The sequence below is a fragment of the Microbulbifer variabilis genome, assembly GCF_023716485.1.
In the GTDB taxonomy this organism is placed as follows: Bacteria; Pseudomonadota; Gammaproteobacteria; order Pseudomonadales; family Cellvibrionaceae; genus Microbulbifer; species Microbulbifer variabilis_B.
The window spans coordinates 2,747,372-2,760,881 of record NZ_CP092418.1; the positions used below are offsets into that span (position 1 = coordinate 2,747,372).

The 13,510-nt window shown below is 53.5% G+C and carries 10 protein-coding genes; 2 read left to right on the top strand and 8 right to left on the bottom strand.

Features of this window, described 5'->3' with window-relative positions; all coding sequences use genetic code 11:
* Positions 1 to 10: 10 nt before the first annotated feature.
* From nqrF to MJO52_RS12310, 7 genes are all read right to left on the bottom strand, one after another.
* Positions 11 to 1,234, bottom strand: coding sequence for an NADH:ubiquinone reductase (Na(+)-transporting) subunit F (nqrF, locus tag MJO52_RS12280; protein WP_252081951.1), 1,224 nt, complete (start codon positions 1,232 to 1,234; stop codon positions 11 to 13).
* A 17-nt stretch (positions 1,235 to 1,251) separates the two neighbouring features.
* The gene (gene nqrE, locus MJO52_RS12285; RefSeq protein WP_020413086.1) at positions 1,252 to 1,860 is read right to left on the bottom strand and encodes an NADH:ubiquinone reductase (Na(+)-transporting) subunit E; all 609 of its coding nucleotides are present in this window, start codon (positions 1,858 to 1,860) and stop codon (positions 1,252 to 1,254) included.
* Positions 1,861 to 1,863: 3 nt separating this feature from the next.
* Positions 1,864 to 2,520 carry an NADH:ubiquinone reductase (Na(+)-transporting) subunit D gene (locus tag MJO52_RS12290; RefSeq protein WP_252081952.1) on the bottom strand — a complete coding sequence of 219 codons (657 nt, stop codon included), beginning with the start codon at positions 2,518 to 2,520 and terminating at the stop codon, positions 1,864 to 1,866.
* Positions 2,521 to 2,522: 2 nt separating this feature from the next.
* Positions 2,523 to 3,305: a Na(+)-translocating NADH-quinone reductase subunit C gene (locus tag MJO52_RS12295; protein ID WP_252081953.1), complete on the bottom strand. Its 783-nt coding sequence runs from the start codon at positions 3,303 to 3,305 to the stop codon at positions 2,523 to 2,525.
* Positions 3,298 to 4,509 (bottom strand): NADH:ubiquinone reductase (Na(+)-transporting) subunit B, encoded by a 1,212-nt coding sequence (locus tag MJO52_RS12300; protein WP_252081954.1) that lies wholly within the window; start codon positions 4,507 to 4,509, stop codon positions 3,298 to 3,300. Before MJO52_RS12300 ends, MJO52_RS12295 begins: the two co-directional genes overlap by 8 nt.
* A gap of 2 nt (positions 4,510 to 4,511) precedes the next feature.
* Positions 4,512 to 5,852, bottom strand: coding sequence for a Na(+)-translocating NADH-quinone reductase subunit A (locus MJO52_RS12305; protein ID WP_252081955.1), 1,341 nt, complete (start codon positions 5,850 to 5,852; stop codon positions 4,512 to 4,514).
* Positions 5,853 to 6,245: 393 nt separating this feature from the next.
* Positions 6,246 to 7,706 carry a glyceraldehyde-3-phosphate dehydrogenase gene (locus MJO52_RS12310; RefSeq protein ID WP_435583645.1) on the bottom strand — a complete coding sequence of 487 codons (1,461 nt, stop codon included), beginning with the start codon at positions 7,704 to 7,706 and terminating at the stop codon, positions 6,246 to 6,248.
* Between the two features lie 306 nt (positions 7,707 to 8,012).
* On the opposite strand from MJO52_RS12310, the gene mfd reads away from it, so the two are divergent.
* Together mfd and MJO52_RS12320 are read left to right on the top strand one after the other, a co-directional pair.
* Positions 8,013 to 11,492 carry a transcription-repair coupling factor gene (gene mfd, locus MJO52_RS12315; protein WP_252081956.1) on the top strand — a complete coding sequence of 1,160 codons (3,480 nt, stop codon included), beginning with the start codon at positions 8,013 to 8,015 and terminating at the stop codon, positions 11,490 to 11,492.
* A 137-nt stretch (positions 11,493 to 11,629) separates the two neighbouring features.
* Positions 11,630 to 12,589, top strand: a complete 960-nt coding sequence (locus tag MJO52_RS12320) for a CsiV family protein (RefSeq protein WP_252081957.1) — start codon at positions 11,630 to 11,632, stop codon at positions 12,587 to 12,589.
* Between the two features lie 661 nt (positions 12,590 to 13,250).
* Here MJO52_RS12320 and MJO52_RS12325 read toward each other — a convergent pair.
* On the bottom strand, positions 13,251 to 13,466 hold the full coding sequence (locus tag MJO52_RS12325; protein ID WP_020413094.1) for a cold-shock protein: 216 nt from the start codon (positions 13,464 to 13,466) through the stop codon (positions 13,251 to 13,253).
* Between the last annotated feature and the right edge of the window lie 44 nt (positions 13,467 to 13,510).

The following is a 13,510-nucleotide window of genomic DNA, read 5'->3' on the forward strand; positions in this document are numbered from 1 at the left end:
AGCTCTCCGTTTAACCACCGAAGTCATCAAGGAGGATATTTTCATCCTCTACGCCCAAGTCTTTGAGCATGCTGATTACTGCGGCGTTCATCATGGGTGGCCCACACATGTAGTACTCACAGTCTTCCGGAGCCGGGTGGTCCTTCAGGTAGTTTTCATACACCACGTTGTGAATGAAACCGGTGTAACCCGTCCAGTTGTCCTCCGGTTGCGGATCAGACAAGGCCACATGCCACTTGAAGTTATCAAACTCAGCAGCCAGACCGTTGTAGTCATCTTCGTAGAACATCTCGCGCAGAGAACGCGCGCCGTACCAGAAGCTAATCTTGCGCTTGGAATTCAGACGCTTGAGCTGGTCGAAGATGTGTGAACGCATCGGCGCCATACCGGCACCACCACCGATAAACACCATCTCGTTGTCGGTTTCCTTGGCAAAGAACTCACCGAAGGGTCCGTACACCTTGATCTTGTCACCCGGCTTCAGGCTGAATACATAGGAAGACATCTGACCCGGCGGGATACCCTCGGTACGGGGCGGCGGAGTCGCGATACGGATGTTGAACTTAACAACACCTTTTTCTTCCGGGTAGTTAGCCATGGAGTAAGCGCGAACCACAGGCTCGGTCACCTTGGACTCCAGCTTGAAGAAGCCAAAGTGCTCCCAGTCACCGCGGTACTGGTCTTCTACTTCGAAGTCGGCAAATTTAACGTGGTGAGCTGGGGCTTCCAGCTGTACGTAACCGCCAGCACGGAAGTCAACGTTTTCGCCTTCGGGTAGACGCAAGGTCAGCTCCTTAATGAAGGTGGCAACGTTGGGGTTGGATTCCACAGTGCACTCCCACTGCTTCACTCCGAATACCTCTTCCGGCACTTCGATTTCCATGTCCTGCTTAACCGCAACCTGACAGGAAAGACGCTTGCCTTCTTTCGCATCGCGCGGGGTAAAGTGAGCCGCTTCAGTCGGCAACATATCGCCACCGCCCGCAGTCACTTTACACACACACTGCGCACAGCTGCCGCCGCCACCACAGGCGGAGGCCAGGAACAGGTTATTGGCAGCCAGGGTTTGCAGCAGCTTGCCGCCGGCTGGCACGGTGAGAGTCTTCTCACCGTTAACCAAAATGTTGACGTTGCCGGTGTTTACCAGGCGCGAGCGGGCCGCAAGGATCACCGCCACCAGCGCCAGTACGATGACGGTAAACATCGCTACGCCGAGGATAATTTCAATACTCATTCTATTGTTTTCCCCGCTTAGATATCGATGCCGCCGAAGGACATGAAGCCCAGGGACATCAGACCAACGGTTACGAAGGTGATGCCCAGACCTTTCAGGCCATCCGGAACGTCACTGTACTTCAGCTTTTCACGAATACCGGCCAGAGCGGTAATCGCCAGTGCCCAACCGAGGCCGGCACCGAAACCGTAGGCAACACTCTCACCGAACGCGTATTCGCGCTCAACCATGAACAGGGAGGCACCCATGATGGCGCAGTTCACGGTGATCAGCGGCAGGAATACACCCAGGGCGTTGTAGAGCGCTGGTACATATTTATCCAGGAACATCTCCAGGATCTGTACCAGTGCCGCAATTACGCCGATGTAGGACAGCAGGCCGAGGAAGCTCAGGTCCACGTCGGGGTAACCGGCCCAGGCCAGTGCACCGTCTTTCAGCAGGTAGGTGTAAATCAGGTTGTTCACCGGTACTGTCAGAGTCAGTACCACGATAACCGCAACACCCAGGCCAATCGCAGCTTCGATCTTCTTCGATACGGCCAGGAAGGTACACATACCGAGGAAGAAGGCCAACGCCATGTTTTCAACGAAAACGGCGCGGATAATCAAAGAAATATAATGTTCCATGGATTAGGCCTCCTGCGCTTGGGAATTAGGCGCAATCTTGAACTCGTCTTGCTCAACCTGGGCAGGCTTCCAGGCGCGGATTGCCCAGATGAACAGGCCGATCAGGAAGAATGCACTGGGCGGCAATAACAGCAGGCCGTTGGGGATATACCAGCCGCCGTTGCTCACGGTGGTCAGGATATCTACACCGAACAGTTTGCCAGCGCCGAACAGTTCACGGATTACCGCGAGACCAATCAGGATAACGCTGTAGCCCAGACCGTTACCGAGACCATCGAAGAAGCTGGGCAGCGGCGGGTTCTTCATAGCGAAGGCTTCCGCACGACCCATTACGATACAGTTGGTAATGATCAGGCCAACGAATACGGACAACTGCTTGGAGATGTCGTATGCCAATGCCTTGATCAACTGGTCCACCAGAATTACCAATGAGGCAATCACGGTCATCTGAACGATGATGCGGATGCTGTTCGGGATCTGGTTGCGGATCAGAGATACCGCAACGTTGGAACAGGCCACAACCGAGGTCAGAGCGATACACATTACCAGGGTTACCTGCAGCGAGCTGGTTACAGCCAGTGCAGAACAGATGCCCAGGATCTGCAGTGCGATCGGGTTGTTGTTAAAAATCGGCTCTAGCAGAGTCTCTTTGATTTTCATGCTTATGCCTCCCCTGCTTTCAGGTTTTTCAGGAAGGGACCATAACCTTGGTTACCCAGCCAGAAGTTCACCAGGTTACTAACGCCCTTACTGGTCAGAGTTGCACCGGACAGGCCGTCTACTTCGTGAATCGCATTCGGGCTGTTGGGGTTAACCTGGCCTTTGATCACAGCGATATCTACGTCGCCTTGCTTGTTGAAGACTTGCTTACCAACCCACTGGGCTTTCCAGTTAGGGTTGTCCACTTCGCCACCCAGTCCGGGGGTTTCCTTGTGCTCGTAGAAGCCGAGGCCCGCTACGGTGTCTAGGTTGCTCTCCAGCGCGAGGAAGCCGTACAAGGTACCCCAAAGTCCGTAGCCACGGACAGGCAGAATGATCTTGTCCAGTTGGCCGTCTTTCTCTACCAGGTAAACCTCTTTAATGTTTTCCCGACGGATAATCTTGGCGGTGTCCTCATCTGCCGGCAGTCTCTCACTGGCAGAAGGAATCTTGGAAGCAGCGCGACCGCTGCCGCCAGCCGGCGCTTCATCGGTGAACTTACCGGTGTTCAGATCAACGTATTTGATCTTCACATCGGCGAAGGCTTTCTCTACTTCCGCTTTGTTAGCGCGAGAGTCCTTCAGCAGGCCACCAGCCATCAGTACGTTGCGCTTCATGTCCAGCTCGGCATTCGCCTGCTGGGCAGGCTTCAGCATTACCGCCGCAGTGGAAACCACCACAGAGCAAACCAGGCACATTACCAGCGCGACAATCAGAGTACCGGTTACGGAATCTTTATTAGCCACGTGCCAACCTCCGTTTGATATTGGACTGCACCACAAAGTGGTCAAACAGCGGAGCGAACAGGTTAGCGAACAAGATCGCCAGCATCATGCCTTCCGGGAAGGCCGGGTTCACTACACGAATCAGGACAACCATCACCCCGATCAGGATGCCGTACCACCAGCGACCAGTGTTGGTCATAGCAGCGGAAACCGGGTCAGTGGTCATAAAGATCAGGCCGAAAGCAAAACCGCCCACCACCAGGTGCCAGTACCAGGGTACCTGGAACATCGGGTTGGTTTCGGAACCGATCATGTTGAACATAAATGCGGTGGCCATCATACCCAGCAGAGTGCCGGCTACGATGCGCCAGCTGGCGATCTTCATGCCCATCAGAATTACACCGGCAATCAGGATAGCCAGGGTAGAAGTTTCACCGATGGAACCATGTATCTTGCCGAAGAAAGCGTCGAACCAGGTTACCTGGCCAACCGCAGCATTCACGATACCGTTCTGGATACCTTCACTGGCCATGACAGACAGCGCGGTAGCGCCGGTGTAACCGTCAACCGCAGTCCAAACTGCATCGCCAGACATCGCTGCCGGATAGGCGAAGAATACGAACGCACGACCGGTAAGTGCCGGGTTGAGGAAGTTTTTGCCGGTACCACCGAACACTTCCTTACCGATCACCACACCGAAGCTGATGCCCATAGCCACCATCCACAGAGGCAGATCCGGCGGACAGGTTAAGGCAAACAGAATGGAGGTTACGAAGAAACCTTCGTTCACTTCGTGACCGCGCACAGCGGCGAACAGCACTTCCCAGATACCACCCACAATAAAGGTGACCGCATAAATCGGCAGGAAGTACATGGCTCCGTAGACAAAGTTGTCCCACAGGCTCGCAGGGTTATAGGAGGTCAGAGCACCAATAATGGCGTGACGCCAGCCGGACAGATCCGGATTGGTCATACCTTCCAGAATAGTGTTGGCCTGGAAACCGATATTCCACATACCGTAGAAGGCAGGGATCATCGCACAAGCCCACACGGTGATCATAATACGCTTCAGGTCGATACCATCGCGCACATGAGAGGTGGTCTTGGTTTTATCAGCCGGCTGGAACAAGCCTGTATCAATGGCCTCAAAGAGGGCATAGAACTTTTCGAACTTGCCGCCTTTGTGGAATTTCGGTTCGATGGAATCGAGGAATTTACGCAACATACTTACCCCTCCTTCTCAATACGGGTCAGGTTGTCCCGCAAAATGGGGCCGTATTCGTACTTGCCCGGACACACAAAGGTGCACAGCGCCAGATCTTCCTCATCCAACTCCAGAGCACCCAGTTTCTGGGCCATAGCGGTATCACCCACGATCAGGGAGCGCAGTAGCTGGGTCGGCAGTACGTCCAGCGGCATGACCTTCTCATAAGTGCCGACCGGTACCATGGCACGCTCGGAACCGTTAGTACTGGTGGTGAAGTTGAACAGTCTGTTCTTGAACAGGCGCGAAAGGTAAATCGGGAAAACGGAGAAGCGCTTGTTACCGGCACGCAGATAGTGCAGGAAAGGACGCTCACCACCCTCTTCCAGCACAGATACCTGATTATGGTAACGACCCAGGTAACCCAAAGGACCTTCAGCAGTGCTGCCGCCAAATACGGAGCCGGAAATAACGCGGTCGTTATCACCTTTCAACTCACCGGAAGTCAAAGTTTCCAGGCTGGCGCCGAGACGAGTGCGCACAAGTCGGGGCTGTTTAACTTGAGGGCCGGCCAGGGAAACAACGCGATCGGTGAACAGTTTACCGGTGGTAAACAGTTTGCCTACGGCGATCACATCCTGGTAATTAATGGTAAATACACTGCGAGAGCCGGAAACCGGGTTCAAGTAGTGGATATGGGTACCGGACAGGCCAGCCGGGTGGGGGCCGGCAAAAGCTTCGCGGCGAATATTCGCAGCGCTCGGTACGGGGATATCTGCATCAGGAGCGGTACAGACGTAAGTGGTTTCCGCCAGCTTGGAAAGAATCTCAACGCCCTGAGAGAAGGCTTTGGGATTCTCGGCAATAACCACTTCTGGGTTGGCAGCCAGAGGATTGGTGTCCATCGCATTGATAAACACCGCTTCCGGTTTAGCATCCAAAGCGGGCACGCGGCTGAACGGGCGGGTACGCAATGCGGTCCACATACCGGATTCAACCAGGTTCTCAACGACCTGTTCGCGCGTCAGACCAGATAGCTTATCTACGCTATAGCTCTGGAACTGTTCTGCTGCATCGCCGTCTATGCCAATCACAACGGATTGCAGAACACGGCGAGCACCGCGATTGATAGCAACAACACGACCGGCGGCCGGCGCGGTGTAGCGCACGCCTTCGGTTTTTTTGTCACTGAACAGTAGCTGACCAAGATTGACGCGATCCCCTACAGCCACTGCCATTGTCGGCTTCATCCCGTGATAATCGGGGCCGAGAACAGCAACGGTCTTGATCGCAGGTCCTTTGTGGATGACCTGCTCGGGCGCGCCGGATATGGGTAAGTCCAATCCCCGACGGATCTTTCTCATACGCCTATGCCTAAGTTTCTAGTTTATAAAATTGCAATAAAGCCCACCCGCCCAGGTTCAAACTGAAAAACAGTCAATCCCGGACTGGCGAGCCATACTGTGGAATTCTGTGCTGCGAGGGCTTATGCCGTTTCACCCGTAGACCGGGCGGAAGGAAGCTAACTAAAGGTTGTGCGCGCTAACTTCTCGGCGCACGGCCGCCCCGCAAAATCGCGCGCATTATAAAGATGGGGCAAAAGCTTTACCAGTCTGGAAGCGTCCAAAGTGGCACTAAGATGGGAAATTTCTACTGAAAAAACAGGGATTTGGAAAGATGTGGGCGGACGGCTGTGACTGCCGCCCCACCCTCATAGTCAGCCCAAAGAGCCGACCTGCAGACCTTAAGCTGACGCCTTAGTCTTTCTTAGGGAACAACTCGTAACGAACACCAGCCATATCTTCCAAGCAGCGAACCACTTGACAGCTATAACCGAACTCGTTGTCGTACCAGCAGTAGAGCACTGCGTTCTTACCATCCACGATAGTCGCAGTGGAATCGAATACGCAGGCAACGCGGGAGCCAACAAAATCGCTGGATACCACTTCCGGGGAGTTGGTGAAATCGATCTGCTGACGCAGTGACGAGTGCAGTGCCACATCGCGCATGTATTCGTTCAGCTCTTCCTTGGTGGTCTCTTTACCCAGATTCAGGTTCAGGATCGCCATGGAAACATTGGGGGTCGGAACACGAATTGCATTGCCGGTGAGCTTACCTTTCAGCTCTGGCAGCGCTTTGGCAACCGCCTTGGCAGCACCAGTTTCAGTCAGAACCATGTTCAGCGCTGCAGCGCGACCGCGACGCTCACCTTTGTGATAGTTGTCGATCAGGTTCTGGTCGTTGGTGTAGGCGTGTACGGTTTCTACGTGGCCGTGCTCAACACCGTAGCCGTCCATCATCGCCTTCAGGACAGGCACAATGGCGTTAGTGGTACAGGAAGCGGCAGACAGCACCTTGTCTTCCGGCTTGATATCGCTGCTGTTGATACCGTAAACGATATTCTTGATATCGCCCTTGCCCGGCGCAGTCAGAAGCACCTTGGAAGCGCCAGGGCTCTGCAGGTGCTGACTCAGGCCTTCTTCATCGCGCCATACACCGGTACTGTCAACGATAATTGCATCGTTGATACCGTGCTGGGTGTAATCCACTTCCTGCGGGGAGTTGGCGTAGATGATCTTGATTTCGTTACCGTTACAGATCAGGGAGTTGGTTTCCTCGTCTACACGGATAGTGCCCTGGAAAGCGCCGTGTACGGAGTCGCGACGCAGCAGAGAAGCGCGCTTCACCAGATCGTTGGGGGCCTTACCCTTGCGCAGTACGATAGCGCGCAGACGCAGAACGTCACCACTACCGGCCTTGTCGATCAACAGGCGGGCAACCAGACGGCCGATACGACCAAAACCGTAGATCACAACATCTTTGGATTCAGGCAGAGGCTTGCCGGCACCCGCTGCGTCGGACAGCTCTTCACGTACAAACTCATCCACAGACAAGCCGCGATCGTCGCGCATGTACTTGTTGGTCATGGTTCCCAGGTCGATATGTACGGGACCCAGCTCCATCTTGCAGATGGCTTCCAATACAGGGAAGGTTTCAAACTCGGAGAGTTCATTTTCCTCAACCTGACGCACGAAACGGTGCGCTTTCATAATGCTCAGCACTGAGCGATTAACCAGGTTGCGGCCGTACATATAAATACCGACGTTGCTCTCACGGTTGAGCTTTCCAATCATCGGGATCATGGATTCAGCCAGTGCTTCACGCTGTTTCCAGTCCTTGAAAAAGTCCGCGGGCTTCGGTCGCTTCTGAGTCACTATCGGACACCTCTGCAATGTGTTTAATAGGCAGGAAATCACGGCCCACAAACCACTCGGGGCCGCATGGCTGCGCATTATCAGTATTCACCCGCTGCTACGCAACTGCGCAAAAAAAAACCAAAAAAATGTAGTAAAACTACCTTTTTGTTGTCACAAGCCCTCACGATACGCAATCCCCCAAAAATTGCAGCCGTTTGAGATCGAAACCACAGGCACAGATATCATAGACTGCAGCCCGATCCGATCGCGGCTACAATAGCCGCCCCTGGCACTACAGCAAATGAAAGCGCGGATATTTAAGGAACGATGACCGATATACAGCCCCTGACTCCCCCCAAATTTCACAGCACCACCGACCGGCAATTCTGGGGACAACTTCACGGCGCAGCGGCCGCACTCGCCATTCTGAATGCTGCTCGCAACAGTCAATCCCCCACACTGCTGATCACTCGTGACAGCCTCGAGGCGCACCGCTTAGAGGTACAGCTGAAATTTTTTAACAAAGCGCGGAGAGATGCAGCCTCAGAGGGCGACTTTGAGATCTTTCATTTTCCAGACTGGGAAATTCTCCCCTACGATACCTTCTCCCCACACCAGGATATTATCTCGGACCGCCTGGCAACCCTCTACCGCCTGCCGCAAATGGGGAGCGGTATCGTCATAGTGCCCGTGAGCACCTTAATGCATCGCCTGCCGCCAAGTGATTACGTAGCCGGCAATGCGCTGATCCTCAATGAGGGGCAACAATTTGACATTGATATCCAGCGTCGCCTGTTAGAGCAGGCAGGCTATCACTGTGTAGATACCGTCTATGAACACGGTGAGTTTGCCGTGCGCGGCTCACTCATGGATATTTTCCCTATGGGCAGTCCACTGCCCTATCGCATCGATCTATTCGACGATGAAATTGAATCCCTGCGCACCTTTGACCCAGAAACCCAACGCACAGTGGATAAGGTGGAAACTATTCACCTGCTGCCCGCGAGAGAGTTCCCAATGCACAAGGCCGGTCTTTCCGGCTTTCTGCAGAACTGGCATGAACAATTCCAGGTAGACCCCAGTCTTGTGCCCATCTACCAGGATATCAGTGCAGGAATTGCCCCAGCGGGTATCGAATACTACCTGCCACTATTTTTCGATAACAATTGCGCGAGCCTATTCGACTACCTTCCCGAGAACAGCCAGGCTTTTATCCAAGGAAATGTGCAAGCACCTGTTGATAGCTTTTGGCGCGAGGTCAGCAACCGCTATGAGAGCCGCCGTGGCGATCTGACCCGCCCAATTCTTCAACCACGCCAGATTCTGCTGGATATCGATGAATTCAATGGCGCGCTCAAATCGATGCCAAGGGCCATCTTCTCTGCAGAGACGCTGCCCGATGCCCAGGGCAATTACAACTTTGCCACCCAAATGCCTCCAACCCTGCCGGTAGACGGCAAGGCTGAGCAGCCAATGGCCGCCCTGGAAAGTTACCTGATGGAGTACTCCGGGCGAGTGCTCTTCTGTGCCGAAAGCAGTGGGCGCCGTGAGGCATTACTGGAGCTTTTAAAAGGTATTCGCCTGAATCCCCCAACCTATGCCAGCTGGGAAGAATTCCTCCAAAGCAGTGAATCCATCGGGATCACCGTAGCGCCCCTGGATCAGGGCCTGTTACTGACTGATCCAGCCGTCAACCTGATCGCGGAACCGCAGTTATTTGGCGAGCGGGTGCTACAACAGCGCCGCCGCAAAAAAGCCAAAGATGATGCAGACAATGCAGTCAAAAACCTGGCGGAATTGCGTATCGGCGCCCCGGTAGTGCATATCGATCAAGGAGTGGGACGCTACCGCGGCCTGCAACACCTGGAAATCGATGGACAGCCTGCCGAGTTCTTGACTCTGGAATACGCCAATGAAGCCAAGCTCTATGTTCCCGTAGCCAGCCTGCACCTGATCAGCCGTTACTCCGGTGCCGATGAAGCCCTGGCTCCACTGCATAAAATGGGCAGCGAACAGTGGCAGAAAGCCAAGCGCAAAGCCGCCGAAAAAGTTCGTGATGCCGCTGCCGAACTCCTGGATATCTATGCTCGTCGTGAAGCCCGTGTCGGTCACGCTTTTGCCGACCCCAAGCTGGCTTATAGAGAATTTTCAGCCGGCTTCCCCTTCGAGGAAACACCAGACCAGCAGCAGGCCATTGAAGCCGTGATTGGCGACATGCGGTCCAAAAAGCCCATGGACCGACTGGTGTGTGGCGATGTGGGCTTTGGTAAAACCGAAGTCGCTATGCGTGCGGCCTTTGTCGCCGCCCATGCCGGCAAGCAAGTGGCCATGCTGGTACCCACCACTCTGTTAGCGCAGCAACATTTCCAGTCTTTCCAAGATCGCTTCGCCGACTGGCCCATCAATATTGAAGTGATCTCCCGCTTCCGTTCAGGCAAAGAAGTGGACAGCGTGAAAGAGAAGGTAGCCAGTGGCAAAGTGGATATCCTTGTCGGCACCCATAAACTTCTACAGAGCGACCTGGACTTTCAGAATCTCGGACTGCTGATTATCGACGAAGAACACCGCTTTGGGGTACGCCAGAAAGAGCGCCTCAAGAGCCTGCGCGCCGAAGTGGATATCCTCAACCTAACCGCCACACCGATCCCGCGCACTTTAAATATGGCAATGGCCGGCATTCGCGATCTATCAGTCATCGCCACGCCGCCGGCGCGACGCCTCTCTGTAAAAACTTTCGTGCGCGAGCGCGACGATGCACTGGTGAAGGAGGCCATACTGCGGGAGATCCTCCGTGGCGGCCAGGTGTATTTCCTGCACAATGAAGTGAAAAGCATTGAGCGTATCGCCCGAGAATTACAGGAGCTGATTCCCGAGGCCCGCATCGGTATCGGTCACGGTCAGATGCGTGAGCGCGAACTGGAGCAGGTCATGAGTGACTTTTACCACAAGCGCTTTAATGTTTTGGTGTGTACCACCATTATCGAAACCGGTATCGACGTCCCAACTGCTAACACAATACTGATCGAACGCGCAGACAAATTTGGCCTGGCCCAGCTGCACCAGCTGCGTGGTCGTGTGGGGCGATCCCACCACCAAGCCTATGCCTACTTGCTGACCCCCAACAAACGCTCAATGACTGGCGACGCGGTCAAGCGGCTGGAAGCAATCAGTGAAGCCCAGGATCTTGGGGCTGGATTCACCCTGGCCACCCACGATCTGGAAATCCGCGGCGCCGGCGAGTTACTTGGTGAGGAACAGAGCGGGCAAATCCAGAGTGTCGGCTTCAACCTGTATATGGAGATGCTCGACCGCGCGGTGAAAGCCATTCGCGAGGGGCGTACTCCCAATATCGACGACCCCCTGGAGTCCCCGGCTGTAGATGTCAATCTGCGGGTACCGGCGCTGATTCCAGAGGACTACTTGCCGGATGTCCATGGCCGCCTAATGATGTACAAACGTATCGCCAATGCCGTTGATCGCCAACAACTGAAGGAGTTACAGGTGGAGATGATCGACCGCTTTGGTCTACTGCCAGAACCGGTCAAACACCTGTTCCGCACCACCGAAATAAAACTGAAGGCCGATAAAATGGGCATTCGCAAATTGGAAGCCTCCGCCGCTCGAGGCCGCATCGAGTTTGCCGAAAATACCCAAGTAGACCCCCTCACCCTGGTGAAATTGGTGCAAACACAGCCGGGACGCTACCAGCTGGCCGGCGCCAACCAGCTGAACTTCAGCCTTGATGAAGAGGGCGCCGACCGCAAGCTACAGGAAATAAGCGAAGTGCTGGAGCGCTTAGCCCAGTGATAGTATCCGGCAGCTAGTGACCTGATCGATCGACAGGGGGGCCACCCCCTGCCACAATCCCGGCCTATATAGCTGGCCGCGAAATACTCACCCTGCTCTGACGATAGACAGGACAGATGGAAGAAAGTGGTAACCCAATGACCATAAAAAAGATAGTGCACCTCTGCTCTTCACTTGCCCTGGCACTCTCCGCCACGGCCTCACAGGCGGCGAACTACGCCGGCAATACTTTCGAAATCGAGATGATCGTGTTCGAACGCCCCCAAGGTATGGCACAAACCAATGAAACCTGGCCTGCGGAGCCGAGCCTCACCTACCCTGCTCGCTGGGTGGACTTTGACACCCCTGCACCCCGGGAGGAAAAAGCAGAATCCCCTGTCGCAACCGCATTCCCTGAATCCACAGAGCTCCCCCAAGAAGATACAGCATTGGACGAGGAGCCTGTCAGCTTTGCAGTCAGCGAGTTCGGCGATCACAATACTGACCAAGCTCCCCCCCTCCGCTTACTCCTCTCCCCCGTAGACACCAAGCTGGATACTAAGGCGGCAGCTCTAGTGAGAGGCGGGGATCGCATTTTATTCCACAAAGCTTGGCACCAAGTTTTGGAGCAAAAACACAAGTCACCAGCAATCCTGATTGATGGTGGCGAAACCTTTTCAGGACACAGCCAACTGGAAGGGTCTGTTACCCTGAGCGTCTCACGCTATTTGCACCTGAGCACAAACCTTTGGCTCAATGATTTCTCTGCTCCCGCATCTGCGGAGGGTATCCGCCTGCCTCATCGACCCAAGACTGCCCCAGCACCCTCCGAGGAGACAATTTCTTTCTCTGCCACGAATGAAGGGTTTATTGCTTCCAATCCGGATAGGTATAACCTCTCAAACGCAGCAGGAGACCGGGAGCCCATAACCCTAGATGCCCCGACTGAGCAACCGGTATATGTGATGCGGGCCGCTCATTTACAACATGAGCGCCGTATGCGAAGCGGCCAACTACACTATATTGACCACCCGGCTTTTGGTATTTTGATTGAAATTCGCACTGTGGCTGAAAGCAACGAAGAAGTCACAGAAGAAACCACCCCAGTTACCTTATAAACAGCCAATTAATACTCTTTTAAATACCCCCTTCAAAGGGGGTATTCCATATGCAACAGTATATTTAACCAAACAAATTACACTTTCCTAAATCTATAAAAGCCGAATCGAATCCGGCATAACAGATAACACAACCAAACCAATTTGACTGCAATTTATAAAATAAAATTTTACAAAGGCAGCAACTTAACGATATCCGGCAAGAAACTAGCACAAAGACACGGAAGGCGAAGAGAAAAACTCACCCCATTATTACAACACCCTCACCCAAGTGAAAATCACTAGAAAAGCAAAATAGCCAAATAAAATAAAAAAGCTCAATAAAGAAGCAGCAATAAAAATTTTTAAATTTATTCCGTCAGACAGAACTGAAACCCTGACTCCTAACATTAAATTGGTTTCAAGATTATTAAAGCTTCACAAATAGCCTGGAGTGCTTTCAGAAATTAAAGGCGCAGGTAATTAATACATTTCAAAATATAACGAAACTCGTGGAACGGGTCATATATGTATGCAGACCGCCATAAGATACATATTGAACCAAGCGAATGAAGAAATAGAAAAGCGAGCTGAAAAGCCCGCTTTGGAGGCGCTGGCAGAGCTAGCGGCTGGCACCGCAAACTCTACGCGACAACAGTTCTTTCAACGAGTGATCCGAAAATCACTCACAGGGAACAACATCTTCCGCCAGCAGTCCTTTGTCACCTTGTTGCATTTCGAACTCAACCGCCTGCCCCTCGTTAAGGGTTTTATAACCCTCTCCGCGAATGCTGCGATAGTGAACAAAAATATCTTCAGTTCCTTCTCCACAGGTGATGAAGCCATAACCCCGTGCGTTATTAAACCACTTCACTGTACCTGTAACGCGATCACTCATTGAGAAAACCTCATTATTGTTATTGCGCCTACCTCTATTACCTC

What these genes read in the sequence shown, in the direction of transcription:
- nqrF (WP_252081951.1), bottom strand. Translation starts at nt 1,234, where the DNA reads ATGAGTATTGAAATTATCCTCGGCGTAGCGATGTTTACCGTCATCGTA.
- nqrE (WP_020413086.1), bottom strand. Translation starts at nt 1,860, where the DNA reads ATGGAACATTATATTTCTTTGATTATCCGCGCCGTTTTCGTTGAAAAC.
- mfd (WP_252081956.1), top strand. Translation starts at nt 8,013, where the DNA reads ATGACCGATATACAGCCCCTGACTCCCCCCAAATTTCACAGCACCACC.
- MJO52_RS12305 (WP_252081955.1), bottom strand. Translation starts at nt 5,852, where the DNA reads ATGAGAAAGATCCGTCGGGGATTGGACTTACCCATATCCGGCGCGCCC.
- MJO52_RS12325 (WP_020413094.1), bottom strand. Translation starts at nt 13,466, where the DNA reads ATGAGTGATCGCGTTACAGGTACAGTGAAGTGGTTTAATAACGCACGG.
- MJO52_RS12290 (WP_252081952.1), bottom strand. Translation starts at nt 2,520, where the DNA reads ATGAAAATCAAAGAGACTCTGCTAGAGCCGATTTTTAACAACAACCCG.
- MJO52_RS12300 (WP_252081954.1), bottom strand. Translation starts at nt 4,509, where the DNA reads ATGTTGCGTAAATTCCTCGATTCCATCGAACCGAAATTCCACAAAGGC.
- MJO52_RS12320 (WP_252081957.1), top strand. Translation starts at nt 11,630, where the DNA reads ATGACCATAAAAAAGATAGTGCACCTCTGCTCTTCACTTGCCCTGGCA.